General features: G+C 49.2%; 23 protein-coding genes. 14 read left to right on the forward strand and 9 right to left on the reverse strand.

Going from position 1 to position 26,307, the window contains the following annotated elements; translation table 11 throughout:
• Positions 1-66: 66 nt before the first annotated feature.
• Complete coding sequence (locus tag AC0YNZ_RS12705) at positions 67-618, reverse strand: NADPH-dependent FMN reductase (RefSeq protein WP_475826947.1); 552 nt, start codon at positions 616-618, stop codon at positions 67-69.
• Between the two features lie 528 nt (positions 619-1,146).
• Here AC0YNZ_RS12705 and serS point away from each other — a divergent pair.
• Positions 1,147-2,427, forward strand: a complete 1,281-nt coding sequence (serS, locus tag AC0YNZ_RS12710) for a serine--tRNA ligase (protein ID WP_475826948.1) — start codon at positions 1,147-1,149, stop codon at positions 2,425-2,427.
• Positions 2,428-2,611: 184 nt separating this feature from the next.
• Here serS and AC0YNZ_RS12715 read toward each other — a convergent pair whose 3' ends face one another.
• The 3 genes from AC0YNZ_RS12715 to AC0YNZ_RS12725 all read right to left on the reverse strand — a co-directional run bounded on the left by AC0YNZ_RS12715 (position 2,612) and on the right by AC0YNZ_RS12725 (position 5,470).
• A complete protein-coding gene (locus AC0YNZ_RS12715; protein WP_475826949.1) occupies positions 2,612-3,031 on the reverse strand; it encodes a DUF1284 domain-containing protein in 420 nt (139 codons plus the stop codon).
• A 218-nt stretch (positions 3,032-3,249) separates the two neighbouring features.
• Positions 3,250-3,972 (reverse strand): amino acid ABC transporter ATP-binding protein, encoded by a 723-nt coding sequence (locus AC0YNZ_RS12720; protein WP_475826950.1) that lies wholly within the window; start codon positions 3,970-3,972, stop codon positions 3,250-3,252.
• Positions 3,965-5,470 carry an ABC transporter substrate-binding protein/permease gene (locus AC0YNZ_RS12725; protein ID WP_475826951.1) on the reverse strand — a complete coding sequence of 502 codons (1,506 nt, stop codon included), beginning with the start codon at positions 5,468-5,470 and terminating at the stop codon, positions 3,965-3,967. The genes AC0YNZ_RS12720 and AC0YNZ_RS12725 overlap by 8 nt, the downstream gene beginning before the upstream one ends.
• Before the next feature lie 265 nt (positions 5,471-5,735).
• On the opposite strand from AC0YNZ_RS12725, the gene AC0YNZ_RS12730 reads away from it, so the two are divergent.
• The 11 genes from AC0YNZ_RS12730 to AC0YNZ_RS12780 all read left to right on the forward strand — a co-directional run bounded on the left by AC0YNZ_RS12730 (position 5,736) and on the right by AC0YNZ_RS12780 (position 18,636).
• Positions 5,736-6,059 (forward strand): hypothetical protein, encoded by a 324-nt coding sequence (locus AC0YNZ_RS12730; RefSeq protein WP_475826952.1) that lies wholly within the window; start codon positions 5,736-5,738, stop codon positions 6,057-6,059.
• On the forward strand, positions 6,029-6,853 hold the full coding sequence (yidC, locus tag AC0YNZ_RS12735; RefSeq protein WP_475826953.1) for a membrane protein insertase YidC: 825 nt from the start codon (positions 6,029-6,031) through the stop codon (positions 6,851-6,853). The genes AC0YNZ_RS12730 and yidC overlap by 31 nt, the downstream gene beginning before the upstream one ends.
• Positions 6,854-6,871: 18 nt before the next feature.
• Positions 6,872-7,696, forward strand: a complete 825-nt coding sequence (locus tag AC0YNZ_RS12740; protein WP_475826954.1) for a sugar phosphate isomerase/epimerase family protein — start codon at positions 6,872-6,874, stop codon at positions 7,694-7,696.
• A 328-nt stretch (positions 7,697-8,024) separates the two neighbouring features.
• Entirely contained in the window at positions 8,025-9,797 is a 1,773-nt protein-coding gene (locus AC0YNZ_RS12745) for a cache domain-containing sensor histidine kinase (protein WP_475826955.1), read from the forward strand.
• Entirely contained in the window at positions 9,794-11,338 is a 1,545-nt protein-coding gene (locus tag AC0YNZ_RS12750; RefSeq protein ID WP_475826956.1) for a response regulator, read from the forward strand. Before AC0YNZ_RS12745 ends, AC0YNZ_RS12750 begins: the two co-directional genes overlap by 4 nt.
• 96 nt (positions 11,339-11,434) lie before the next feature.
• Positions 11,435-12,763 (forward strand): extracellular solute-binding protein, encoded by a 1,329-nt coding sequence (locus AC0YNZ_RS12755; RefSeq protein WP_475827102.1) that lies wholly within the window; start codon positions 11,435-11,437, stop codon positions 12,761-12,763.
• 71 nt (positions 12,764-12,834) lie between these two features.
• Positions 12,835-13,710 carry a carbohydrate ABC transporter permease gene (locus AC0YNZ_RS12760; protein ID WP_475826957.1) on the forward strand — a complete coding sequence of 292 codons (876 nt, stop codon included), beginning with the start codon at positions 12,835-12,837 and terminating at the stop codon, positions 13,708-13,710.
• A 13-nt stretch (positions 13,711-13,723) separates the two neighbouring features.
• Complete coding sequence (locus AC0YNZ_RS12765) at positions 13,724-14,608, forward strand: carbohydrate ABC transporter permease (RefSeq protein WP_475826958.1); 885 nt, start codon at positions 13,724-13,726, stop codon at positions 14,606-14,608.
• A gap of 22 nt (positions 14,609-14,630) precedes the next feature.
• The gene (locus AC0YNZ_RS12770; protein WP_475826959.1) at positions 14,631-15,983 is read left to right on the forward strand and encodes a GH1 family beta-glucosidase; all 1,353 of its coding nucleotides are present in this window, start codon (positions 14,631-14,633) and stop codon (positions 15,981-15,983) included.
• Positions 15,984-16,204: 221 nt separating this feature from the next.
• Positions 16,205-17,863, forward strand: coding sequence for a GMC oxidoreductase (locus tag AC0YNZ_RS12775; RefSeq protein WP_475826960.1), 1,659 nt, complete (start codon positions 16,205-16,207; stop codon positions 17,861-17,863).
• Positions 17,864-17,892: 29 nt separating this feature from the next.
• On the forward strand, positions 17,893-18,636 hold the full coding sequence (locus AC0YNZ_RS12780; RefSeq protein ID WP_475826961.1) for a GDSL-type esterase/lipase family protein: 744 nt from the start codon (positions 17,893-17,895) through the stop codon (positions 18,634-18,636).
• Positions 18,637-18,958: 322 nt separating this feature from the next.
• Here AC0YNZ_RS12780 and AC0YNZ_RS12785 read toward each other — a convergent pair whose 3' ends face one another.
• Both AC0YNZ_RS12785 and AC0YNZ_RS12790 read right to left on the reverse strand, forming a co-directional pair.
• Entirely contained in the window at positions 18,959-19,723 is a 765-nt protein-coding gene (locus tag AC0YNZ_RS12785) for a sugar phosphate isomerase/epimerase family protein (protein WP_475826962.1), read from the reverse strand.
• Positions 19,724-19,865: 142 nt separating this feature from the next.
• Positions 19,866-20,627: a ThuA domain-containing protein gene (locus AC0YNZ_RS12790; RefSeq protein WP_475826963.1), complete on the reverse strand. Its 762-nt coding sequence runs from the start codon at positions 20,625-20,627 to the stop codon at positions 19,866-19,868.
• Positions 20,628-21,108: 481 nt separating this feature from the next.
• Here AC0YNZ_RS12790 and AC0YNZ_RS12795 point away from each other — a divergent pair, with 481 nt between their 5' ends.
• Complete coding sequence (locus AC0YNZ_RS12795; RefSeq protein WP_475826964.1) at positions 21,109-22,713, forward strand: GMC oxidoreductase; 1,605 nt, start codon at positions 21,109-21,111, stop codon at positions 22,711-22,713.
• A gap of 94 nt (positions 22,714-22,807) precedes the next feature.
• Here the strand turns inward: AC0YNZ_RS12795 and AC0YNZ_RS12800 are convergent, their stop codons facing one another.
• Genes AC0YNZ_RS12800 through AC0YNZ_RS12810 form a run of 3 tightly spaced genes read right to left on the reverse strand, consistent with a single transcriptional unit; the run spans position 22,808 to position 24,461 of the window.
• Positions 22,808-23,353 carry a chromate transporter gene (locus tag AC0YNZ_RS12800; protein WP_475826965.1) on the reverse strand — a complete coding sequence of 182 codons (546 nt, stop codon included), beginning with the start codon at positions 23,351-23,353 and terminating at the stop codon, positions 22,808-22,810.
• Complete coding sequence (locus AC0YNZ_RS12805) at positions 23,340-23,975, reverse strand: chromate transporter (RefSeq protein WP_475826966.1); 636 nt, start codon at positions 23,973-23,975, stop codon at positions 23,340-23,342. Before AC0YNZ_RS12805 ends, AC0YNZ_RS12800 begins: the two co-directional genes overlap by 14 nt.
• Positions 23,976-23,978: 3 nt before the next feature.
• Positions 23,979-24,461 carry an Lrp/AsnC family transcriptional regulator gene (locus AC0YNZ_RS12810; protein ID WP_475826967.1) on the reverse strand — a complete coding sequence of 161 codons (483 nt, stop codon included), beginning with the start codon at positions 24,459-24,461 and terminating at the stop codon, positions 23,979-23,981.
• A gap of 254 nt (positions 24,462-24,715) precedes the next feature.
• Between AC0YNZ_RS12810 and ggt the strand changes: the two genes are divergently transcribed.
• On the forward strand, positions 24,716-26,296 hold the full coding sequence (gene ggt / locus AC0YNZ_RS12815; protein WP_475826968.1) for a gamma-glutamyltransferase: 1,581 nt from the start codon (positions 24,716-24,718) through the stop codon (positions 26,294-26,296).
• The last annotated feature ends 11 nt before the right edge of the window (positions 26,297-26,307 follow it).

Consider the following 26,307-nt stretch of genomic DNA (forward strand, 5'->3'; position numbering starts at 1 on the left):
CCTCTCTTTATTTTTTGTAATCGAGAATACTCGGTAACACCGAGTGTGACAAGCTTGTTCAAGTCTTTAATTCCCTTTAACCAGCGCTGCGAGCTCTAGAAACGATAAGGCTGAGCGATGAACCCGGTCGTTGATATCCTGTCCGACGCCCTCATTGACGGTATACCCGTCAACCAGCAAGCTGCGCTGCGCTCCTCCGATAGAGATCCATTCCGGAGAGTTGATCCCGTGGAGATTTCGCACAATGGCCTGAAGCTGCAGCAGCGAGCTTGTGCCGACGGCGCCTCCCGAGGAGCTCATGGACAGCACGGCTTTACCGCGAAAATGATCCTGCCCCAGATAGTCAAGCGCATTTTTGAGCACACCTGAAATGCTGCCGTGGTACTCAGGCGATGCAAGTACAATCCCGTCGGCTTGCAGCATCGCTTGCTGCAATTGCTTGACGGAAGCGTGATCCTGATCCACTCCTTCGGGAGAGTAGAAGGGGAGCGGTGTTTGGAACAGGTCAAACAGTTGAACGGTGTGCCCTTTTTGCGAAATCAGCTGTCCGACAATAGCTGCTAGACGCGTGCTGGTTGCAGACTTTCGATTGCTCCCGGTTAGGATTACGATTTTCATAGTATTCTTCCTTTCGTTTTGCGTTTTTGATTGGTTATATCGTATCACTCAGGCTTGAATATGACGTCCTCAATTGGACTGATTTTCAAACTGATAGAACATTCAACCATTGGCTGAATGCGCTACGACTTTAGTCGGATAAGTGGATGGCGCAAGCTGTTTAGACTTGATATAAGATTTTATAAGCTTCGAACAGTACTATTCGCGAGCTGACGGATCAAAACCTTTATAACTGGAAATAAATATACAGATGCACTTGTTTTCCATATTATCAATATGTTATATTACTAAAAAATTAATGATCAGATCACGCCAGTGAAGAGAATCCAACTCGGAGGCGTTCTCGTCAAGGGGAGGGAAGCGCCTTCCCCCTAAGTTTACCGGGCCCGCCCGTTACCGCGGAGCAAAGAGGATCGAACAGCCCGACTGTTTGGTCAATTTGGGTGGCACCGCGAGTAAAAACGCTCCTCGTCCCATAAGGGATGAGGGGCGTTTTTTGCATTTTCTAATGAAAAGGAGCGCGGTGGCATGTTAGACATGAGATGGATTAGGCAAAATCACGAGCAGGTTCAGACGGTGGCGGATCAGAAGGGAATTTCGGTTTCCATTGCAGACCTGCTTTCGTGGGATGAGAAGAGACGCATGCTTTTACAGGAGACCGAAGCTTTAAGGGAGAATCGCAATAAGCTGTCTAAGCGCATCGGCACGCTTGTTAAGCGCGGTGCCCGCGATGAAGCCGAGCAAACCAAGCAAAAGGTAAAGGAAACGAACGAGCAGCTGGCGGCTGCAGAAACGGAGCTTGCAAGGGCTGAGCGGCATACGGCAGAGCTGCTCGCTCTTGTACCGAACATCGTATCGCCGGATACGCCAAACGGCCGTTCGGATGCAGACAATGTGGAGCTTAGACGGTTTGGCGAAGCGCCGGGCTTCGCATTCGAGCCGAAGGATCATATCGCTCTGGGCGAGCTCCACGATATGATTGATATGAAACGGGGCGTTAAGGCGGCGGGCAGCCGCAATTACTACCTGAAGGGGGCGGGCGTGCTGCTCCACCGCGCCGTTCAGCAGCTGGCTATTGATTTGCTTTTGCAAAAGGGCTTTACGCTGCTGGACGTCCCTTTAATGGTTCGTACCGATGCGATGAGCAATACCGGCTTTTTCCCGCTTGGCGAGGATCAAACCTATCGTATTGCAGGCGGCGATAAATGGCTGGTCGGCACCTCGGAGGTGCCGCTGATTACCTGCTACGCCAATGAAATTGTAGAAGCCGAAGCTCCGATCAGGCTGGCCGCCGCATCGGTCTGCTTCCGCAGCGAGGTCGGCTCGGCAGGCAGAGACGTTCATGGGCTGTACCGCGTGCACCAGTTCGCGAAGGTCGAGCAGGTCATCCTGTGCAAAGCCGACCCCGGGCTGTCGGAGGCGCTGCTGCAGGAAATAACGGCGAATGCCGAGGAGCTCCTTCAATGCCTGGAGCTGCCTTACCGGGTCATGGCCGTTTGCACCGGCGACATGTCGCAGAAAACGTATAAGCAGTACGATATCGAGACATGGATGCCGAGCCGCAAGGCCTATGGGGAGACGCATTCATCGTCGAACCTGCATGATTTTCAAGCGCGCCGCTCGAATATTCGTTACCGTGACGAGGACGGCGTATTAAGGTTCTGTCACACGCTCAACAACACGGCAGTGGCAAGCCCGCGCATTCTCATTCCGCTCCTCGAGAACCATCAGGAAGAGGATGGCTCGATCCGGATACCGGCAGCGCTTCAGCCTTATATGAATGGACTGGAGCGGCTAGCTATAAGCTGAATTCAAAATGCGGTAAGGAGCTGTGCGAAAGCACGCCCTTACCGCATTTATAGCGTTAATTTCTTACCTAGTCCAAGTATTTTCTGATTCATGTAAATGCAAGTAAGATAAGTATCATTTCGATTCGTTTAACACTGATATTGCCTCGCAAAAGTACGTCATCCTTGAAAAAGTACGACGTATTTCAAACGCCTACCTTAGGCAGCGGCTTGCCCCCTTTAATCAGCCCTACACCTTCCGCGCAAACGCCATACTTTTCCCAAGGACATGTCTGGCATAGATGACTGATGTCTTCAGGTACCATAGTTTCGGCTACGCGGCTGCATAGAGACTGCCAGCTGCTCTTCTCGTTTACTTTAAGTCCGAGCTTCTTGAGTACCGCCTCATCCAAGCCGTACACAGATCCCTCGCAATGGTTGCTTTTGTCCTGCGGATAGGCTCTGCAGACGTCGTCAGGACCGGTAATAATTTCAACCTCGGTTTCGGGATTTGTGCGAAGCGTTTCATAGATGGCGGTCATATTTACGCAAAAATCAGCCGAATACCCCATGCCCCGGTAGCCAAGCAGACAAAGCAGATGGTGCCCGCGCAATCGAATCGTCATCGTTTTACCGCTCCTTATGCTTTAAACTTCACTAAATACTTATTCTGAATCACCTGCAAATGATGCATCTCATGCCCTGCAATAATTCTCCTTCTCATTTTGAAGATTATAGCATAGTGTCATATTCAAGTACTTCCTTTTTCTCATGTATAAACAAGAAAGCTCTACGGCTGTACCAGCCGCAGAGCTTTGATTAAATGAAGAGAGAACACGCCGTACTAAAGCACCTGCTCCAAAAACCGCGCCGCACGCTCACTCTGCGGCTTGGTGAAAAACTGCTCAGGCTTCGTCCGTTCCACAAGTTTGCCGTCGTCGAGGAAATAGATCGTATCCGCTGCTTCGCGGGCGAACTTCATCTCATGCGTGACGATCAGCATCGTCATACCGCTGTCCGCGAGGCTGCGGATAACGGTCAACACTTCCTTCACCATCTCGGGATCGAGCGCCGAGGTCGGCTCGTCGAAGAGCATAATGTCCGGTTCCATCGCAAGGCTTCGCGCGATAGCTACCCGCTGCTTCTGACCGCCGGACAAGCGCGAGGGATAGCTGTCCGCTTTGTCCGCGAGTCCCACGCGAGCCAGCAGCTCCATCGCCTTGGCACGTGCTGCTGCTGCCGTCATTCCTTTAACCTGGATCGGAGCGAACGTTATATTATCGATGACCGTCATATGCGGAAACAGGTGAAAATGCTGGAACACCATGCCGATCCGCTGCCGCACGCGGGCAATATCGGTTTTCGGATCGGTAATCGGCGTACCGTCAATCGTAATCGTGCCGGAAGTGGGCGTCTCCAGCATATTTAAACAGCGGAGGAAGGTGGATTTGCCTGAGCCGGACGGTCCGATCAGCGCAACGACCTCCCCTCGTTCTACTGTGGTCGTAATGCCTTTCAGCACTTGGTTTTTGCCGAAGGCTTTCGTTAAGTCGGTTACTTTAATCACTGCGGCGCAGCCTCCTTTCGAGCTTACGGGCAAACGAGGTTAAGATAAGCACGAGAACGTAATAAATAGCGGCAATAAACAATAATGCTTCTAACGAGCGGAACTCGATCGAGCGCACAACGTCTGCGCGGCGCATCAAATCGGTTACCCCGATGACGGATACGAGCGACGATTCCTTCAGCAGAGCAACGCATTCGTTTACGAGCGCCGGCAAAATATTGCGAAGCGCCTGCGGGAAAATGATGCGGATCATCATCGTCCGGTAAGGGACGCCGAGTGCGATTGCAGCCTCGCGCTGCCCTTTATCGACGGCCATGATGCCGCCGCGGATCGTTTCGGACAAATAAGCAGATGAATTAAGACCGAATGCAAGTCCGGCGGCCATCAGCGCAGGAATATCATAATGGAATATCTGCGGGGTTGCGTAATAAATAATAGTAAGCTGGACGAGCAGCGGCGTGCCGCGAAATACGGATGTATAGGCTGTCGCGAACCACTCGAGCGGCTTGACGCCGGATATTTTGAATAGCGACAAAACCGTACCCCACACAAGTCCGAACAGCGCCGAGACGAGCGTAAAGAGCAGCGTTACGTATACGCCTTTGAGAATATAGGGAATGTAGCCCTTGAGAACGCTAAAGTCGATATTCAAGCCCAGCAGCGTATTCGACTTTCCCTTCTCGGAGGCAAACCATTTCTGCACGATTTTATCGAGCTCTCCGTTTTCTTTCATTTCCGCAAGAACGCCGTTAAATTCAGTCACAATAGGGGATTGCTTAGGAAATGCAATTGCGTAGCCATTGTCCGCGGATTCGGCAGGAAGGAAATGCATTGCCAGCTCCGGGTTAGCGTTTGTCATCTCAACCGCTACGGCATCTTCCACGATAGCTGCATCGATGCGGCCGGAATTCAGTTCTTGAATGAGATCGGGAATTTTATTCAGCTTTTTAAGCTCGGCGCCTTCAATGGTTTCTGCATAGAGATCCTGCGTGGAGCCCAGCTGTGTTCCGACTATTTTACCGGAAAGTGAAGCTTCTGTTTCCAGCGGCGCAGTCTTCTTCGATACAATCGTATTGCGGGCAGCATAATAGTTATCGGAAAAATCAACGTTCTGCCTGCGCTCATCCGTAGCGGACATAGCGGACATGACGAAGTCGACGCGGCCGGTTTGCAGCGCGGCAATGAGACCATTGAAATCCATGTTTGCGATTTCCAGTTCATAACCGAGCTGGCTGGTGATATACTTGGCTAAGTCGATATCCAAGCCGACGATTTCGCCGCTGTTTTTGGCATCTACGCTTTCATAAGGCGGATAATCGGCGGAAGTGCCCATCACAAGCTTCTTTTTCTGTCCGGCAGCCGGAGTGCCCGCTGCGCTTTCTGCGCTTACGGAATAAGAGCTGTCTTTACTGAGTGGAAAGACTTGTCCGAGTGCGAGAAACAGAACCGCAATGGTGATTAGCGATAAATAAATGACATTTAACTTTTTTCGATTCATGGTATCCTCTTTCTTCAAAGGTTGATTGTCGTTGGCGTAAGCAACATTAGAAAGTATAGGATGATCGCTATCTATTTGTAAATAACCAACAAGTGGTGTTTTGTAACAGATTTGTGATTTCAGCAGTCGTTTCAAGACGGGAATAACTGTTATAATATCCAGATAGAATGAAATCTATTTTCGCGGTGAATTCAGCATGGGGGTGAAACGGTGCCCTGTGTAAGCCGTATTGAAAGAATGCTTATCAGGAAGGGAGGTGAATACATTGTTTGAGCTTGAGCTGCATGACGTCATACCTTATTTATTTTCAATCAGCCTGCTTTGTACTTTGGCTTATGCTTACGCCTCGCATTTGCATTCGGGGGATTATGAGTATTGGGAACGGAATCAGGCCGTCATTACCTTGTATATTTCGCTGCCGCAGGTGCTGATTCGCGCCGTACCGCTGCATCACTGGCTGGCCAGGAAGGTGAAGCGAAAGGAATCGCCCGATGACGACATAGCAGACTGCTCCGCCTCGTTTGATGCGCTATTTTCAAACAAACGAGGAGGATTTTTATGCAAAAGAACAATGTATTCCCTTCATTAAAATATGGACGAGTGTTAATGGCAGGTATGCTGCTGGCCGGCTTGCTTCTCGTAAGCGGCTGCAGTACGGCAAGCGGAACGATTGACGGCAATACGCCAGGGGTGTTTAACCACTATGTGATTTATCCGCTTTCAGCCGTTCTTCAATATTTAGCCGACCTGTTTGGCGGCAATTACGGCTTTGCGATTATTGGCATTACGCTCATGATCAGGCTCGTTTTGCTGCCGCTCATGATGCGTCAATACCGCTCGCAAAACCAAATGAAACAGAAGATGGCGGTGCTTCAGCCGGAGCTTAAGAAGATCCAAGAAAAGTATAAGAACAAGTCGGATGCGGATTCCAAGCAGAAGCTGCAGCAGGAAACGATGCAGCTGTACCAGAAGCATCAGGTCAATCCGCTTGCCATCGGCTGCTTGCCGATGCTGATTCAGCTGCCGATCTTGACAGGCTTGTACTCGGCTATCAAGCTGACGCCTGAGCTGGCGGATCACTCCTTTCTCTGGTTTAAGCTCGGCTCGCCGGATATTGTGCTTCCGATCGTCGCGGCGCTCGTTTATTTTGTACAGTTCAAGGTGTCTCAGACGACGCAGCCGAACGCGGATGCAGCCCAGCAGAAGCAGCTTGCTTTCATGGGCTACTTATCTCCGGTTCTAATGGGCGTATTCGCCCTGTCGGCACCGGCGGCTATCTCGCTCTACTGGGTAACAGGCGGTTTATTCATGATTGCGCAATCCTATCTAGCCAAAAAGGTATACGCGCCGAAGGTGGAGGTCGCACTGAAAGGCAGCGCCTAATTATAAGGAGACGATCAGATGTCAGTCGGTGTACTAGCTCATTTATTCGGAAGCCTGCCATACAGAGAGCTTGCTCCTAAAGTGGCGGAAAGCGGCTTCAGCCATGTGCAGCTTGCTTTATGGAAGGCGATCAGCGATGTTGATTTCAGCAAGCCGGGCAGCATAAGTCCGGGTCTTGCGAATGCGGTCGGCGAGCAATTCGATAAGCACGGCGTATCGATTTCGGTGCTCGGCTGTTACGTTCATTTGTTCGACCGCAACGAGGAGCTGCGCCGCACGAATGTGAACCGCTTTAAGGAGCTGCTGCGCTACGCCAAGTTTTTCGGAGCGCCGATGGTGGCCGCGGAAACCGGATGGAATGAGGGCGGAGATTACACCGACCGCGATTGGTCAGTTATGAAAGCAACGCTTGAGGAGCTCGTTGAGGAAGCGGAGAAATGGGGCGTATTTGTCGGCTTAGAGGCGGCAAACGGCCATTTGATCGGAACAGCTCCCGAGCTTGCGCGAATGCTGGAGGAGGTTCCTTCCTCCAATATCGGCGTCGTGATCGATCCGGGCAATCTGCTGACGGCCGACAATTTTGCGAGGCAAAACGAGGTCATTGAGCAGGCGTTCGAGCTGCTCGGCGACCGCATTATCGCGGCTCATGCGAAGGATCGTATTGTGCTGGAGAGCGGCGAGCTGGCAACGGTAACGGCCGGGCTGGGCGCGTTGAATTACGAGCTGTATATGAAGCTTCTTAATCAATATAAGCCGCATGTGCATATCATCATGGAGGAAGCGAAGGAGCATCAGATGGCGCAGTCGAAGGCTTATATTGAGGAGATTCGCGGGCGGGTTTAGCTTCTTTAAACGGAAAAACAGTTGACCAGAGAGAGGGATCTCCTGAGCTGCTGTTTTTTTTGTTTTCCAGAAGAGCTGGATTTCTTTATAGTTTCTGTTTAAGATATGATTTTATTCCTGATGTTTGTCCCCCCTTATACTTGCTTTTACCCCCTATATGAAAATAAAAAGACTTCATATACTGAAATCATTATGAAAATGGGCTGTTGAATAATTGTGACTTATGAAACGGGAATAGCTGACGGCAGTTCTACCTGATACTATGGTAGAGCTTTTTTTAATTAGGCGGCAGGAGAGCTTGGAATAAAATCATTTGGGAGGAATGGGATTGAAGCGTTGGTTTGTCAAATCGCTGAATCATAAATTGTCCATGCTCATTTTGCTGGCCGTTATGGTTCCTTTACTTTTCCTGGGCATGTTTACTTATCGGTTCGCCGCTAATGTAACCCAAGAGAAAACGAAAGAATCAGGCCAAAATATTTTGAGGCAGCTGGAAACAAACCTGGAGTTTATCACACAGGATGTGGAAAGCATGTCGATCTCTCTCATCGGGCAGAAAACAATACAGGATTACTTAATGAGCACTGAAACGAATATTGAGGCGCAATCTGAGGCCATTGCTTTTCTTAACGCCATGGCGGCCTCCAAGCCATACATTTCCGATATTACAATTTTTCCGCAAAACACTGACATTCATTATATTTCCAGTACCACTATCGTGAAGTCGGGAATTCCAGATATTACAAAGACGGATCCCGATTTCTTTGAAAAGCACGCGAAATGGTGGTCTCCTGTTCATGATCTGGAAACGACTTCGGATACAAGACCTGTCATTACGCTTGTTCGCCCTGTTCGGTCGATCGGTAAATTCCACCGAATCGGCATGCTGACGATTGGCATTCGTCAGGAATACATCGAATCCATACTGAAAAAGTCTAATATTTCAGAAGGCGGCTCTGTACTGCTGGTGGATGGAGAAGATCGAATTTTGGCCGGCTCCAACCGGAGTGAATTGATGAACCATATCGACTCATTGTATCCCGGAATTGACGATTTGAACGGAGACAACGGATCCGCGATATATGGAAAGGGGAACGGGAGGCAATCGGTACTTTATAAAATGGTTCCCGTAACAAAATGGAAGCTTGTCGGCTTCATCCCGTTTCGAGTTTATAAAATGCAGAATCAGTACGTGCTGCAGCTAACGGCTCTTGCGGCCGGTATCGCTTTCGTGCTGGTAGTTGTATTAGTCCTCAGCGTGCTGCACTGGGTGACGCGGCCTTTAAAGACGCTTACGCGTTTTTTGAAGGAAGCCGACCCCGAACGCCCGATTCCCACTTATTCCTATTCGGCTATTGATGAAGTTGGTCAATTAACCCGCAGCTATAACAAATTAACAGACCGGATCGAGCATCTGACCGAACAGGTGAAGAAGAAAGAAGCATTGAAAAAAGAAATGGATATGCAGGCCCTTCAGTTTCAAATCAATCCGCACTTTCTATATAATACTTTGTCCTCTATACATTGGATGGCACTGATGAATAAAGAGATGAAAATTGCGGAAATGGTCGGGGCGTTAAGTGATTTCCTCCGGTTTAGCCTGAATAAAGGGTTGGAATTTTGCAGCGTGGAACAAGAGGCTGCCCACGCTAAACATTACGGAACGATTCAGGCCATCCGCTATCCTGACAAGTTCAGCATTCGGTTCTTTATCGATGTCGACATTGAAAACCGGATTATGCTCAAGCTGCTGCTGCAGCCATTAATTGAAAATGCCCTTATTCACGGTATTTTAAAAATGAATGTTCCCGGTACCATTTATGTGCATGGTCATGCCGAAGAGAAGAGACTGGTTTTCGTAGTAGAGGACAACGGAGTTGGAATTCCTGCGATGAAGCTAAGAGAACTTCGGGAAGGACTGAATGTACCGACCAATCAAATGTATTCCGTTTCCCAATCCGGCGGATATGGGCTCAGAAATGTACATCAGCGCTTATTGCTCCATTACGGAACAGATTCTGGATTAAAGATTGAAAGCACGGAAGGACAAGGGACAAAAATCTCCTTCTTCATCCCTAATTTGGAGGATATGCCTTTATGAAGCTAATGATTGTCGATGATGAAGTTATTATTCGTACCGGTTTAGCAACTGTTATTAATTGGGGTGAACTCGGCTTTAAGCTGCTTCCTTCTGCCGAATCGGCCGAGCAAGCTTTAGAGAGCATACAGGTAGATCCGCCGCACATTTTGCTTACTGACATCCGTATGGGTGGAATGGACGGGTTGGAGCTTTCTTATATCGTCAAGAAGCTGTATCCGGACATGGAAATTGTTATTTTATCCGGTTATGACGATTTTGAATATGTGCAGAAAGCGCTGCGCGGCGGTATCGGCGATTACTTGCTGAAATCCAGCCGGCCGGAAGAAATTATTAAAGCCGTGATGAAGGCAAAGTACCGCATTGAGCATAAACGTGAATCAGTGAAGGAGGAGACCAAACGAAACTCCGCTTTTCGGGACCAAGTTTTGGATACTCTGTTGAATGGAGAGGAAATGGAAGAAGAGTACGATTCGCTTGTTGACGTTCTGCCTGCATTGTTTGATCAACATGTAGGTAGAGAAGTTTATCAAGTCGTTGTCCTTTCTCCATCTGGATGGGGAGATTCGCCCTTCTACGAGGGACTGCTGCTGTTTGCTGTTCATAATATGCTGAGCGAGCAGCTGCCATGCGAAACTTTGCAGCGCAAGGATCATTTGGTCGCGGTGATTCGAAGCAGCGGAAGCTTTGGTGATCAATCTAAAATAAAGTCGTCTTTCTCTGCCTTAGAGAAGCTTTTGAAATGCAGATTATTTGCGGCAGTCGGGGGAACGGTAATAACGTTGAATGAATTAAATCGTTCCTATGAAGAAGCGCTTGCCGCCAATAACTATAAAGGTCTTCCGGGTATCGACGCTTATGTCGCATTCCATGATATTAAAGATCGTCAAGGTATCCGAATCGTTTGCTCCAATGAGGAAGAGTCCGAACTGGCGGGACTGCTTCGTAATGGTGATCCAATCGCGCTGCGGCATTGGGTCAGCCGAACGATAAACCGCCAGCTCCATGAACCGCAAGTTACCCCACAGTCTTTGCAAGCTTATTTCAACTGCGTCGTACTTTCCGGCTTCCGTTGGCTCGAGCGTGCGCTTGATTCTGTCGGACTTGAACCGGCGAATGTGGGACGTGACCCGGTCGTGTTCGATTTGGCACATGATTTGGAGGAGCAGTTGTTCAAGCAGATCCAGTGTCTGCTAGCGTATTACAAGGATGCCGTTTCCACAGATAAGACATCCTATGTGCGAAAAGCAACCGCGTATATCAAGGAGAATCTGAATACTGAGCTATCGCTTCAACAAGTTTCCAAGTATGTGCATCTTCACCCGAATCATTTCAGCGAGATGTTTAGGCGTGAAACGGGTACGACTTATATTGAATTCGTGAAGCGGGAGCGCATCAAACGGGCTGCCGAAATTGTCAATGAAACGGACGCGAAAGTAGCCGAGGTTGCTGAGCAGGTAGGCTATGGCGATGTTAAATATTTCACAAAATTATTCAAGCAATACACAGGTATGACGCCTTCTGAGTATAGGCGGAAGACCTGATATTTATCCCCTGTGCGCCTGAAGTCCGTCACCTATAAAACAAGATGCACGGTCCCTTATACTGATATCAGATTAGAAAAGGGAGGACATTTTATGATGATAAAAAGATTTTCATTCGTTTTATCGCTTTGCCTAATGATCTTGATGCTGGCAGCTTGCGGAGGCTCACCGGCAAAGAATGGGCAAGCTGCAAACGGCACATCCGCATCGGGTGAAAAGGTAAAGATCAGCATCTGGCATAATTTCTCGGGACAAGATCTTCGTGCCCAGACGATGAGAGGCATCATCGAGCAGTTCAAGAAAGACCATCCGGACATCGAGGTGGACGAGCAAGCGATTCCGAATGACGGATATCGTCCGCGCTTGAAAACCGTAGCGGCAGCGGGTGAAATGCCGGATCTGTTCATTATGTGGCCGGGCAGCATGACAGAAGAATTTCTGAGCGGCGATGTCATTCAACCGATTAACGAGCTGCTCGACAGCAAGCCGGATTGGAAAAACGGCTTCTTGCCTAATTCTTTCAGCGGCTTTACCTTTGACGGCAATACGTATGCCGCTCCTACCGCTCTTTCTCCTACTTCTTTCTTGTACTACAACAAAGGTATTTTGGATCAATACGGAATTGCTGTTCCAAAAACCTGGGATCAACTGATCGCTGCGATTCAGACGTTAAATCAAAATAAAATCACGCCGATTGCACTTGGCAACAAAGCTGCATGGCCTGCGCAATCGAGCATTTTGAGCTCGCTCGCGGACCGGATTACGGGAACGGACTGGTTCTTGAATGCCGCCGCCCAAAAAGGCGCTAAGTTCACCGATCCGCAATTCGTTGACGCTCTGAATCATCTGAAGCAGCTTTCCGATCTGGGGGCTTTCCAGGATGGCTCCAACAGCATCGATACGACACAAGCCGAGCAGCTATTCGCTAAAGGACAAGCGGCCATGATGATAGACGGCGGTTGGGCCTTGTCTCAAATTTCTTCAAACGCCACAAAAGAAGTTATGGATCAACTGGAAGTTACGGTACTGCCTTCGATTCAAGGCGGAAAAGGCGATCCGAATGCGATGGCAGGCGTAGTCGGTACAGGCTTTGGCCTAAGCAAAAACGTTACGGGCGAGAAAAAGAAAGCCGCTTACGACTTGATCTACGCGCTAACCGGACCGGAAGCTCAGAAGAAAGTGATCAACAGCAGCCAGCTTGTCAGTTATAAAGCGGAACCGGATCCAAGTAAGGTTTCGCCGATCTTTATCAAAGCGCAAAAATTAATCGGTTCCATAGCGTTTACTCCAGTTTATGACACTGTATTAACATCCGCGGGCACTGACGCTGTGAATAATGGTTTACAGGAACTGCTGATTGGCGGTAAAGCAGACGACATCGCTATTAAAATTCAAGAGGCTCAAGAGAAAGCGTTGAAAGATTAAACGACGGTTTACGGGCAATTTCAACCTCGAAATTGCCCTCCTAACTAATTTTATTTGGAAGGAGTGAGGAAATGCCTTCACATACGCGTGCCCGGGGATTTCTTGCATTCTGTCTCATCCCCTCATTGCTGCTATTTGCTTTGTTTGTCCTTGTTCCTATCGTTTGGTCAATCTATTACGGCTTTTTTAGCTGGAAAGGGATTGGGGCGGCAAAGTTTATCGGGCTGGACAATTACAAAGAAGTGCTGCATGACCCAGTCTTTTGGGGAGCGCTTAAAAATAATGCCATCGTGATCTGTGCGTCCCTGTTTGGGCAAGTGCCGATCGCTCTATTCCTGGCCCTGCTGCTCAGTAAGTCGAATATGTTCCAACGTTTCGTACGCTCTGCCGTGTTTATGCCGATGGTTTTGTCCTCCGTCGTTGTCGGATTAATCTGGGGATACATCTATCAACCGCAAATCGGTATTTTCAATTTGGTGTTGGATTATCTCGGACTTGGTTCCTTCAAAAAAGAGTGGCTGGCCGATCCTAAGTTTGCTATTTACTCGATTTCTCTGCCCATCGTTTGGAACTATATCGGTCCTTATCTGGTTATGTTTATAGGGGCTTTGAAAAATATTCCGGGAGAGATTGATGACGCGGTGAAGATCGACGGTCCAGGTCCGTTCCGCAAGTTGTTCGCCGTAAAACTTCCTTTAATTTGGGATATTATCAAGGTAGCAGTCGTGCTTTGCATTTCCGGAAGTTTAAAATCGTTCGACCTTGTTTATGTAATGACAGGCGGCGGACCGGCTCATTCAACCGAACTTCTCGCCACATATATGTACAACAATACCTTTGCCATATATCGTTACGGCTACGGCAGCGCTATCAGCGCTACCATTCTGATCATCAGTCTTGTACTCGTTGCAGGCAGCCAGTTTCTGATGAAGGGGAAATCCAGATAGGAGGAACGACAACATGGTGCCGAAGCGAACCGCAGCAATCCAGACGGTCTGGACGAACGGCCAAGCTTCAATCGGCTTCCGCCGGTTGAAGAGCGCCTTGAAAAACGCTCTGCTTTTTGTATATGCTATTTTCACTTTATATCCGCTTATCTGGCTTTTTATTAATGCGTTCAAAACGAACGATGAAATTTACAGCGAACCGTTTGCCTTGCCAAACCAATGGCATTGGGAAAATTTTACCCGGGCATGGGAGGTTTCCGGCATGGGAACCGCTATGATCAATTCGATCATCGTAACGGTTTTGGCGCTGGCATTAACATTGCTTCTTGGTGCATTAAGCGCCAATGCCATTGCCAGATTCGATTTCAAGCTGAAGGTGCCGATCGTAGGTTTGTTTCTGATCGGCATGTTAATTCCGATTCACAGCACGCTCGTTCCGCTTTTCATTCTGATGAAGAAGGCTCACCTGCTCGATACGTATAGCGCACTCATATTGCCCTATGCAGCACTTGAACTGCCGCTTGCGATATTCGTGATTTCCGCTTTTATGTCATCTCTGCCTAAAGAAATCGAAGAGGCGGCTTTTATTGATGGAACCGGTTACTGGGGCATTTTTTGGCGGATGATGCTGCCGCTTTCCGCCCCGGCTATCGCTACAGTTTCCATTTTGGGTTTTCTGCGTTTTTGGAACGATTTCGCTTTTCCGCTTGTGTTTATAAATAAGACATCGCTCAAAACGCTGCCGCTTAGTTTGTCGGTCTTTTCCAACGGCTATTCTACCGACTACAGCTTGACAATGTCCGCAATGGCGCTCGCAGTGCTGCCTACGATCTTGATCTATTTGTTCTTTCAAGAACAAATCATGAAAGGGATGGTTGCAGGAGCCGTAAAAGGATAATTATTAAACCGGAGGGCTACTTATGAGCACGATCATAAAATTTCCTGAAAACTTTATATGGGGTGTTTCTACATCCGCTTATCAAATAGAAGGCGCACTGAGCGAAGACGGGCGCGGCACCAGCATATGGGATACGTTAGCGGCAATTCCGGGACGCATTTATAACGGCGATGACGCAAGCGTCGCTTGCGACAGTTATCACCGCTATGAAGAAGATATATTGTTAATGAAAGAGCTCGGCGTGAAGGCTTACCGTTTCTCCGTTTCTTGGCCGCGTATTTATCCGCAGGGCAGCGGCGAGGTGAACCAACAGGGTCTGGATCATTATAAGAGGCTTGTTGCCAAACTGCTTGAAAACGGTATCGAACCGTTCTGTACGCTTTATCATTGGGAGCTGCCGCAGGCGCTGCAGGAGAAAGGCGGTTGGGAAAACCGCGAGACGATCCAGGCTTTCGTCCAGTTTGCGGAAACGATGTTCCGTGAATTCAACGGTTTGATCAAGCACTGGATGACCTTTAACGAGCCATGGTGTATCGCGATCAACGGCCATCTTTTGGGCAGACACGCGCCAGGCATTCAAAGCTGGCAGTCTGCTATCCAAGTGGCACACCACGTGATGGTAGCGCACGGCCGGTCGGTTCGCCGTTTCCGCGAGCTGGACACGCAGGGACAGATCGGGTATGCGCCGGATATGTACTGGTATGAGCCGTTTTCCCGCAGGCAAGAGGATGTGGATGCTGCTTACCGTGCATTTACAATCTATAACTGGTTTGTTGAGCCCGTATTTACAGGAAAATATCCTGAAGAAATGGCGGCATGGTTCAAAACAAAAGGGGCGGAACCGATTATCGAGCCCGGAGATATGGAAATAATGAAGGAAAAGATCGACTTTCTCGGCTTAAACTTTTATGGCGGCAACATCGTCCGGCATAAGCCAGGCAACAATTATTTGGATCTCGAGCATGTGGACCTCGGTTACGATAAGTCTGACAAAGGCTGGTTTATATTTCCGGAAGGGCTTTACCTGATGCTAAATTGGTTAACGGACCGGTTCGGTCAAATTCCGATTTACATTACAGAGAACGGTGCTTGTTACAATGACGAGGTCGTGAACGGGGTCGTGAACGACACCTCCCGTATCGGGTTTCTTCAAAACCATGCGGCCGAATTGGGGCGGGCCATCGAGTCGGGAGTCAACCTGAAGGGATACCTCACATGGTCGCTGCTGGACAACTTCGAATGGGCATTCGGATACTCTTGCCGTTTCGGTCTCGTGCATGTGGATTACCGCACGCTTAAACGCACACCGAAAGAAAGCTTCTATTGGTATCAAAAATTGATCCGTAAAAACTGGCTTGAGCTGGAGAGTCGTTAAAAGGTCAAGCGGCCGTCTCAAAAGCGGCAAGCTCGATGAAGACATAGTTCGCTTACGCGTGCAGACTTGCAAAAGACTGCGCGCGTTTTACTTATTTATGCCACTTGTAGTTTCCTTGTGCCGGGTCCGGGTTCAACAGCATATCGATGGAAGGCACACGGATTAGTCTATAGGGGATTCCATCTTCATATTCTAGAAAAGCAGAGAATAGGGGGATGGTAATGAGAATTCGAATTGCCAGCGACCATGATACGCTCAGCATCATCGCCGAGGAGCAGCATATTCCCATTGCAGATCTTCTTTCCTTCAATCCGCATATTCAAAACCCGGATCAGTCTATCGCCGGCTATACCGTCTATTTGCAGGGGCCATCCGCCAGAATCGTACCGGAAACGGATCAAGGCAGCCTCCCAGCTTGTCCTGCGGAAAAGGTGGAGCCGCTCTATAATTGGCTTCCGCTGACGCCGCTTGCGGAAATGGAAAATACCGAATACGACGTCCTGATTATCGGAACGGGCGCCGGCGGAGGCACCGCCCTATGGCGGCTGTGCGAGCATTGGAAAGCTCAAAATAAACGTATCGGCATCATAGACCGCGGAGACCTGCTGCTGCCTACGCATGCCCGTAACCTGCCGATGATGAATACGGAACGGCTTACGAGATATTTTACAACGGTATCGCGGCCGCTGCCGGGGTCTGAGCCGGAATATCCGGGAGCGAGACAGGTGTTTGCCGCGGGCGGGAGAACTTTATTTTGGTATACGTTTGCGGTCCGGATGAATTTAGCTGCTCTGGCGGAGTGGCCCATCCCTGTTGACGAGATGGAAAGCTACTACAACATGGCAGAGCAGCTTATGAATGTGACCAGAACTTTCACGGTGGATGCCACCTTTACGGAAGTTTTGCTGGACCGGCTCTGGCAGGGCGGTTATTCAAACGCGGCCCATATTCCGCTGGCAGCCGATTTGGTTCCGAGTGCTTATGGGCGAATTCATGCCGATGTGTTCACCAGCTCCATTTCTTTCCTATCAATAGCGCTTAATTTAAAGGCATTCGATCTGGCGGTGAATGCGCGTGCCGTGGAAGTTATTCATGATCAAGGAAAAGTGACCGGTGTAAAAGTGATGTCTCCCGACAAAACCGCTTTTACGCTCAAAGCGAAAACCGTTATTTTGTCGGCGAGCACCTTCGAGACGCCGCGCCTGCTGCTTCATTCAGGAATCGGCAATCAGGCGATAGGCCATTATTTGATGAATCATACTTTGATACAGGCGACGGGAAGCATCAACCGTCTCCAATTTCCTTTTCCGCTTGGAACGCTTGGCATTATGGTGCCATCTACCGTGCAAAAGCCCTATCTGCTGCTGATGGCCGGTCCGGGCGGCTTTTATTGGCATCAAACGACCGAAGTGAGACCGCTTGCGTTACAAGAATCGGTTTTATTTTTCGGTTACGGCAAAGTCAGCCCGCGGTACGAGAACAAGGTTGCTTTGAATCCTTACCGGAAGGATGAATACGGTGTGCCGGAAATCGAAGTGCATTTTTCCTTGAGCGAGGAAGAGCAGGACATTGTACGCCAGCTGGCGGAAGGCATACGGGATGTTGCGGAGGTGACGGGCATTCAGCTGGAGTCGCGTAACGGCAGGCCGCCGATTTGTCAGTCGCCTCTCGGAGAAGTGAATCATGATTCTGGAACTTGCCGGATCGGGCTTGATCCGACCACTTCTGCGGCCGACCCTTACGGCCAAATTCGGGGAATTTCCGGTCTGTTCGTGGCCGATAACAGCGCCTTGCCGTACATAGGAGCCGAAAATCCGACCCTAACAACCGTAGCTCTGGCGATTCGTACAGCAGATTATATTGCCCGCATGCAGAGCTGATCAGATCCGGAAAGAAAGAGGGAGTTCCAATGCCGACAGGGCAGAGAAAGCCAATTATTAAACCCGGAACCTTCTCATTTATTGCTGCTGCTGATCGCATGCGATCTACCTACGACTGCTACAATGAACAAATCCTCTCTCATTCGATACCAGTCGATTTTGATTTTATCGGCGAGTCGATCACGCAAAATTGGGATTTGCAGGTCTATTTCCGTTCACCGGGCAAGTTTATCATCAATCGCGGGATTTCCGGGGACATTTCAGACACCATGTTCCGACGGTTTCCGGCAGACGTTATTCAGTTAAAGCCCCAATATGTTCATATTTTAGGAGGGACAAACAACACATGGAGGCTGGATGCCGTCGAAATGAACCAGAGAAGAGCCCCCGAGCAAATCTATTATGACATTTTAAGAGATTTTACGATGATGGTGCAGCTGTCCAAGAAAAACGGCATTATGCCCATTGTCGCTTCGTGTCTTCCTTCGGGCAGAAATATTCCTTGCTTTCACTTTGAACCCATTATTCAATGCCCCAATTACAGTACCGATATCCGCAACGAATTGCTCTATGCTTCGAACGATGCGCTCAAAAAAATGGCTGAATATGAGAAAGTCATCTATATTGATTATCATGCCTATTTAGCGGGGCCTGACGGAAAAACGCTGCGGCCCGAACTGGCGGATGATTCCCTGCACCCTAATGTGCTTGGCTACAACATTATGGCAGACGTGTTGCGCAGAAGCTTGTCAGTATATGGAATTGTTATTTAATTGGTCGCGCAGGAGGGGGCTGGTACAGGCGACCGGAAGGTTATTTGTATCAGTCTTTTTGTGCTGTCCGAGGACACAGTGGTGGGGGGATAAAGCAAAAAGTTTTCTCTATTTTTGCTGAATGGGCTAGTTTGCGAGGATTAAAGAAAATAATTATCTCTAATTTTGCAGAAGCGGCTCGTTAAAGGGCATATGGCGCGATACCGGGAGGAATATTTAATACCGTTGTTTCCTCATTCGTTCGCCAATCGCCAAAGAACAGCGCCTCCTCCTGCTCCGTCTCCAACGATAGGAGATCGTAGCGGGTTCGGCTAACTGTATGCTACTTGGCACCAAAAGATTTTAAATAATCCAGGCTGATTGCCGCGCTCTTCAACGGATGCTGGCTTTCGTCCTGTTCTACGAAGTAATACTTCACGCCTGTTTCGCGGGCTTTTTTCAAGATCCCTCGGTAGGGGATAATTCCTCGTCCTACTTCCGTGAATTTCCCGGATTTATCGACGTCCTTGATATGTAAGAGCTCGACTCTTCCTTTGTAGGACTCGAGCACTTCAATAGGATTAGCCCCCGCTTTCTGAACCCAGCCAAGGTCAAGCTCAGCCTTTAACAGTTCGCTCCCCACTTGTTCAAAAATGCGGTCCAAGATATACTTTCCGTCCACTTTATGGAATTCTTGCGCGTGATTGTGATAGACCAACTGGAAACCGCTTTTTTTGATTTCGGTCCCTGCATTTTTCAATAACTCAATCAAGGATTGGGATTTTTGCTCATCCAGCAGCGTTTCTTCGGAAACTATACGAAGGACGATGTAGTTGGCGCCAATCGCGCGCGCGAATTGAATTGTTTCCTTCAATCTGTCGGGGGCCAGGTCACCCTGAGAAACATGCATCGAAACGGCTCGCAAACCAAGCTGATCCAACATTTTTCTCTGTTCTGGTGCCGGGATTTCCTCAATGCCAATCACATTGGCGGGTATGAGCTCGACCGTTTGATAGCCCAAGTCAGCAATTTTTTTCAGAGTTCCGAAGTAATCTTTTTTGAGTTCGTTTCTGACCGTATAAAGCTGCAAGCCCGGCGGAATTAACATAACCTCCCACATTTTCATTCCGATTCTCTGAAACTTCACTTTTTTTCCCACCTTACGTTTTTTATTTTAAAAAATCCGAATCGGTTATTGTGATTACACTGCGTTCGGATTTCAGAAGGGAAATTAAAGATGTATGAAAACATTAGCAGATCGGATGAATTGGCTCAGCATATCCGTAAACCGGTTCGATTCCATGCGGAGAGGCAGTCCATTTGATGGCATTCGCGATCACTTTCAATACATCTTTGTTGTAATAAGTTGGGTTCGTCTCATGTCCCGGCCGAAAATAAAAGATTTTCCCTAGTTCCCGGAAAAATGCGCACCCGCTGCGGAACACTTCCCCGCCCTCGAACCAACTGACAAATACGAGTTGATCCGGTGCGGGGATGCCAAAGAACTCGCCATACATTTCTTCCTGCTCAATCTCAAAATGTTGACCGACTCCTTCAGTAATGGGATGGGCAGGGTCGACCGCCCACAATATTTCCTTCCTGTTATCGGTCCTTACTTTTATAGCACAGCTGGTGCCCATCAGTTTCCTGAAAATTTTCGAAAAGTGCGCTGAATGCAGCACGATCAATCCCATTCCTCGTAGGACGTTTCCATGAACCCTTTCGACAATATCATCACTTACCTTGTCGTGGTGTTTATGCCCCCACCAGATCAAGACATCGGTGTTCTTCAATGTTTCTTGTGTCAAGCCGTGTTCCGGCTGATCCAACGTGGCCGTACGTATCTGGAATCCGTAGGGCTCAAGTCCTCTGTGAAGGGCAGTATGGATTCCATTCGGATACACTTTCGCGACCGACGGTTCCGTCCTCTCCTGCACGTACTCGTTCCATATCGTCACTCGCACCGTTTTCATCTCCCCGTATGTTCTGCTGCCGATTGTCGCTTTGAACATGTTCTCTTTCCTCCCGATTTAAATTCGGTGCCATTAATAGGAATGAAATATCCATATAAATACGGCTGTACCTGCGCGTATCCGGTCTTGGCTGATAATGTCACAGTTCTGTAAAAGAACGCAGCCTCTGCACTTTAGTTTATTACTATGCATTGTAGCGCATGCATATTTTGAGCCCTTGAAGAAAAATCCGTCGTCAAAATAGGGATTGATAGGTTATAGGGCATTGTTGCATAACCGCCGATTCATAACAGATGAACTTCCGTGCTGTTTAAGTCGGCCTTTGATTGCGTACGAACTTCGATAAAGCTCATAATAATTCCCTCGCACACGTAGGATGTATGAGACGAATTCCAATTGGGGAAATGAGTGGCTTGCGGATTTAATTTGCCGATGAAAAGGAAATGTCAAGCAATAACCATGTATCCCGGGGATGGTTTATGGTTTAGACGGCGAGATGAACGATAAGGATGTGACATCGATGCGGATTTATGTGGCAGACAAAAGCGATACACTCAGAAATATCGCTCAAAAGTTTCACATCAACCTATCAGATCTGATAACTTTAAACTCGCGAATTCCCGATCCGGATCATCCTCTTGCCGGATTTCCCGTTTATCTTCCCCTCGCTCCTTCCTATTCGGAGCCCGGCATTATCACTCCTGCCCCGGTTTCCGAGGCATCTTGGATACCGACAAGCTCCTTAGAGAAAATGAGTCAAACCGAGTATGATGTACTTATCGTAGGCACCGGCCCAGGCGGAGGTGCGGTACTCTGGCGATTGTGCGAACAATGGAGAAACAACGGCAAGAAAATCGGTGTCGTCGAAGCGGGAAATCAGCTCCTGCCAACTCATGCACGAAATATCGAAACCGTGAACTTTAAGCGTTGGTTCGACTTGGCGCATAACAGTCCGCGTTTCAAAATTCCGGTCGCCGGTACAAAGTTTGTGCAGCTCATCGCTGTCGGAGGCAGGTCATTGATCTGGACGGCGGTCAGTCCGCGCATGTATCTTGCGCCTCAGCAATGGCCTGTACCCCAATGGGAGATGGACATGTATTATCGTATCGCCGAGCAAGCCATGAATGTTTCAAATGTATATACCGCAGGTTCCCCGATTAACCAAATTTTCCTAAATCGGCTTCGGAACGGCCAGTATCCCTCAGCGATGAACGAGCCGCTGGCCGCTGATTTGGAACCGACCAGGTACGGCGAGATTCACTCTAACGTCTTTTTCAGCTCGATCTCGTTTCTCGCCAAAGCGCTGTATCGAAAGCCGTACGATTTGGCGGTTCTGGCCCGCGCCGTACAAGTGGTAACTGAAAAAGGGCGTGTCGCAGGCGTTCATGTGATGACACCCGATAAACGATCCTATGTTCTGAAAGCGAAAACTGTCGTCCTGAGTGCAAGTACTTTCGGAACTCCACGCATCCTTCTGAATTCAGGGATCCGAGGAAACGCGATCGGCCATTATCTGATCAATCACTCGGCGGTCAGAGGAACATTCAAATTCAATCGCAAAGATTATCCGTATGTATTAGGTCCGATAGGCATATTGATTCCCGAAACCGAGAAGCTTCCTTACCAAGTGCTGGTGGAAGGACCGATCGATTATCAGTTTTATCATGACAAACAGATCCCGTTCCAAGAAGAAATGGATGTGTTTATTGGCGGCTTCGGTACGGTTGAGCCGCGGTACGAAAACAAAGTTACACTCGATCCGTACAGACGCGACGAATACGGGATGCACGAGCTGCAAATTCAATTTGATTACAGTGAAACTGACAAAGCCATTCTTGGGCAGGCAGCGGAAGAGGTAAAACGGGTTACGTCCGTGATTGGAGCCCCGCTCGTCTCTTTAGCCCCCGATGAGCCGATCGCAGGCGACCACGAAGCCGGGACCTGCCGGATGGGCGACGATCCAGCCACCTCAGCAACCGACCGGTACGGGCAAATTCATGGTGTACCCGGTCTCTATGTAGCGGATAACAGCATTTTTCCGGTTATGGGCGCAGCAAATCCAACGCTCACGATGGTGGCTCTTGCCATACGCACGGCGGATAATATCATCCGGAAGCTCAAATGAGACCTAAGGGGTTCGTTGTATCCAACCACTAAACAGGACTGTCCTCCCGGGAAGAATCTTAGCGGGAGGACAGTCCTGTTTCTGACCTGTAAAATTACAGCACGTTCAAGTGCGGAATCACTAGTCCGCCGTAAGCGAATGCGATAACGATTACGATTGCAGGATGAATCTTGCGGAACTGCATCGCCCAGAAGGCGGCGGCTGCAATGATGAGCGATTGAATGATGCCGATCGATTCGACCGAGCTTTGAGCCATTTGCCAGGTTAGGAGCAGCATCATGATGGCGATGACGGGCTGCACGAGCAGGGTCATCCCTTTCACGACCGGTGATTGACGATGCTTCTGCAGCACTTTGAGCAGCAGAATGAGAGCTGCTGCCGACGGCACGATCGTTGCCGCCAAGGCGGCAAGCATGCCGGCCCAGCCGCCGATGTCGTAACCGATAAACGCGGCGATTTTTGTCGCAATGGGTCCCGGGAGCGCGTTTCCTAGTGCAAGAATGTTGGAGAATTCCACAGGTGTCGCCCACTTATGGTTTGATACGATTTCCCGGTACATGAGCGGAATGGAAGCGGGACCGCCGCCGTAGCCGAGCACGTTGGCAATAAAGAAGCCGATTACTAAATTAATCCAGTCCACGGGTCACGCCCTCCTTCTGTTGAGCGCTGCGCAGCTGCTTCTGTTGTTTTCTGCGCTGTAGGGCGGCGACCGTTCTCAAATGAAAGGCGCCGTAGCCAAGAAATAATAGAATGACGATAGCGGGGTGAATATGAATGCCCTGCAGCAAGCCGAACGCTAAAGCAAAAAAAACGAAGCCAACGTATTTGCCGAGTCCTTTGACGGCCCGTTCGCCGAATTCATAAGCCATCATGCCAAGCATGACGGCAATAACGGGCGTTACCGCACCGATCATCCCCTGAATGAATGCGGCGCTGCTCAGAAACTGGACAGTCGTTAACAGCAAAATCATCGCTGCACCGGAAGGGACAATATGGGCAAGTACGGAAACGATTGCGCCTAATGTTCCTTTTTCCCGATAGCCGAGATAAGCTGCGATCTTCGTTGCGATTGGCCCGGGCAATGCGTTGGCAAGCGCAAGAATTTCACCGAATTCCTCGTCTTCAATCCATTTGTAATGGGAAACCGCTTCGTATCGAATGAGCGGAATAACGGAGGGGCCGCCGCCATATCCAATAATGCCCGTTTTCATCATGGCCCACGACAGCTGCATATAACGGTTATTCATGATTTTACTCGCCATGGTCTACAGCCTCATTCCCATGCGGCTCTTGTAACGATTAATAAGGATCTGGCAGTCGACGCTCATAATGCCGGGCAGCGTGTAAATCTTATCTCTCAGAAATTGCTCCATCTCCTGATTGTTGCGAAATAGACCGTGCATATGCAATTTGCTCGGTCCGGTCATGTGGTAAAGGCTTGTGACAAATGGCTCTGTCGATAACTGATCGGCTACGGCATGCAAATGCTTAGGCTCAACCTCTACGTTAAAAAAAGCGGATACGTGAATGCCGATTCGTTCAGGATTGATCACGGCCGTAAACCGTTCGATAACGCCGCCATCCATTAATGCATTGATTCGGGATTGGACGGCTACCCGCGATAAGCCGATTTCCTTCGCCAGGTCAGTGTAAGATATTCTTCCATTCATATTAAGTTCAGTTATGATTCTGCGGTCGATATCATCAATTGTTATAGAAATAGTATCATCAAGCGGTTTCGGTTGCACTTGTTTACCAGCTCCTGTTCCATTTCACGGCGTTTCAAGGTGTCTTGTAATAACACGTTTTAATTACCATATGTATAAATATATACGCATTCCCATACGTTTTCAACAAAAAAAATCGAAATTGATTACATTTTAGTTGCCTATCATCTGCCGGGATGGTATTTTAAACTCATATACAATGTTATATTATCTATCATAAAAAATAAATGCTTTACGAGTTTTAATTTCACCGAGAACTTTTGGGAGTGATATCCGTGAATCAGTCTGTAATCGGAACAAAAACAATGATTGTAAGTCCTCATTATTTAGCTACTGCGGCAGGAGCCCGCATTTTGGAGCAGGGCGGCAATGCGTTTGATGCCGCAGTCGCAGTCAGCGCATGCCTCGCCGTCGTCTACCCGCATATGACGAGTCTCGGAGGAGATTCGTTTTGGCTCAGCTATCAGCAGTCGGAAGGGAAGGTGCGCGGCTATAATGCCAGCGGCCGCTCTGGCTACAACGCCAACATAAGCGCATATGCAGGCCTGGCCGCAATTCCGAATCGGGGTATTGGCAGTATCGTAACCGTGCCCGGCATGGTAGACGGCTGGGATGCGGTTCACCGCGAGTACGGCCGCCTGGGATGGGCGCAGGTACTCGCTCCAGCCATTGAATATGCCGAAAATGGTTTTCCGATGTCGAAGGATCAATATCAGAATACCGTTCATAATGAAGCCGTGCTCGCAAGGACGCTCGAGACAGCAAATATTTACCTGCCTGGCGGGCAGGCGATCAAGCCTGGCAAGCGATTTAAGCAGCCTGCGCTTGCGAAGACGCTGCGCCGCTTAGCGGAGTTTGGGCGGGATGAATTTTATAAGGGCGAGACAGCAAAGGAAATAACGAATTTCCTGGGCAATCATGATGGACTTCTGACACCTGATGATTTTGCCGACCACCATGGCGATTGGGTAACGCCGGTTGAGGGCTCCTACCGGGGCTATACCCTTCATCAGATGCCTCCCAACTCGCAGGGCTTTACCGGTATTATGGCGCTGCAAATATTGGAGCAGTTTAAACTTGGGGAAATTGAGCATGGCTCGCATGATTACTACCAGCTGTGTGTTGAAGCGCTTAAGCTAAGTTTCCGCGACCGGAACAAATATTTATCCGATCCGGCATTTACGAATGTGCCGCTTGATCAGCTTCTGGACAAAGGCTATGCAGCAAGGCTGGCTGCTTCGATCGAGCTTGACCGGGCCTCAACGGAAAAATCGGAGGTGCTCGGCAGCGACACTGCCTATGCGGCCGTTGTAGATGGAGAGGGAAATTCAGTTTCCTTTATTCAAAGCCTGTATTTTGAGTTCGGTTCGGGTGTTGTGGCAGGCAATACGGGTGTATTGCTGCAGAACCGCGGCTCGTTCTTCTCGCTGGACCCTAATCATGTAAACAGCCTGAAGCCAGCCAAAAGGACGTTCCATACGCTAATGCCGGCGATGGCCTGCCGGGACGGCAAACCTGCAGTGCTATACGGCACGCAGGGCGGGGAAGGGCAACCGCAGACGCAGACGGCGATTTTTACCCGGATGATCGACTACGGCATGGACCCGCAGCAAGCGATTAACGAGCCCAGGTGGGTATGGGGCCGGACTTGGGGAGAGCCAACGCAGGAGCTGAAAATAGAAGGACGCGTGTCCGCTGAAGTGTTGGAATCACTGGCGCAAGCGGGCCATCTCGTGCGCAAGGTGAATGATTTCGACGGCATTATGGGGCATGCCCATGCTATTATGCGCGACGAGCAGGGCTTCCTGCAGGGCGGATCGGACCCGCGCTGCGATGGGGCGGCAATTGGTTGGTGAAGCCCATTACG

The sequence above is a fragment of the Paenibacillus sp. J2L1-98 genome, assembly GCF_056269405.1.

What these genes read in the sequence shown, in the direction of transcription:
- AC0YNZ_RS12715 (WP_475826949.1), bottom strand. Translation starts at nt 3,031, where the DNA reads ATGACGATTCGATTGCGCGGGCACCATCTGCTTTGTCTGCTTGGCTAC.
- AC0YNZ_RS12795 (WP_475826964.1), top strand. Translation starts at nt 21,109, where the DNA reads ATGCGGATTTATGTGGCAGACAAAAGCGATACACTCAGAAATATCGCT.
- serS (WP_475826948.1), top strand. Translation starts at nt 1,147, where the DNA reads ATGTTAGACATGAGATGGATTAGGCAAAATCACGAGCAGGTTCAGACG.
- AC0YNZ_RS12740 (WP_475826954.1), top strand. Translation starts at nt 6,872, where the DNA reads ATGTCAGTCGGTGTACTAGCTCATTTATTCGGAAGCCTGCCATACAGA.
- AC0YNZ_RS12725 (WP_475826951.1), bottom strand. Translation starts at nt 5,470, where the DNA reads ATGAATCGAAAAAAGTTAAATGTCATTTATTTATCGCTAATCACCATT.
- AC0YNZ_RS12770 (WP_475826959.1), top strand. Translation starts at nt 14,631, where the DNA reads ATGAGCACGATCATAAAATTTCCTGAAAACTTTATATGGGGTGTTTCT.
- AC0YNZ_RS12755 (WP_475827102.1), top strand. Translation starts at nt 11,435, where the DNA reads ATGATAAAAAGATTTTCATTCGTTTTATCGCTTTGCCTAATGATCTTG.
- AC0YNZ_RS12775 (WP_475826960.1), top strand. Translation starts at nt 16,205, where the DNA reads ATGAGAATTCGAATTGCCAGCGACCATGATACGCTCAGCATCATCGCC.
- yidC (WP_475826953.1), top strand. Translation starts at nt 6,029, where the DNA reads ATGCAAAAGAACAATGTATTCCCTTCATTAAAATATGGACGAGTGTTA.
- AC0YNZ_RS12805 (WP_475826966.1), bottom strand. Translation starts at nt 23,975, where the DNA reads ATGGCGAGTAAAATCATGAATAACCGTTATATGCAGCTGTCGTGGGCC.
- AC0YNZ_RS12705 (WP_475826947.1), bottom strand. Translation starts at nt 618, where the DNA reads ATGAAAATCGTAATCCTAACCGGGAGCAATCGAAAGTCTGCAACCAGC.
- AC0YNZ_RS12750 (WP_475826956.1), top strand. Translation starts at nt 9,794, where the DNA reads ATGAAGCTAATGATTGTCGATGATGAAGTTATTATTCGTACCGGTTTA.
- AC0YNZ_RS12765 (WP_475826958.1), top strand. Translation starts at nt 13,724, where the DNA reads ATGGTGCCGAAGCGAACCGCAGCAATCCAGACGGTCTGGACGAACGGC.
- AC0YNZ_RS12785 (WP_475826962.1), bottom strand. Translation starts at nt 19,723, where the DNA reads ATGTTAATTCCGCCGGGCTTGCAGCTTTATACGGTCAGAAACGAACTC.
- AC0YNZ_RS12780 (WP_475826961.1), top strand. Translation starts at nt 17,893, where the DNA reads ATGCCGACAGGGCAGAGAAAGCCAATTATTAAACCCGGAACCTTCTCA.
- AC0YNZ_RS12760 (WP_475826957.1), top strand. Translation starts at nt 12,835, where the DNA reads ATGCCTTCACATACGCGTGCCCGGGGATTTCTTGCATTCTGTCTCATC.
- AC0YNZ_RS12790 (WP_475826963.1), bottom strand. Translation starts at nt 20,627, where the DNA reads ATGTTCAAAGCGACAATCGGCAGCAGAACATACGGGGAGATGAAAACG.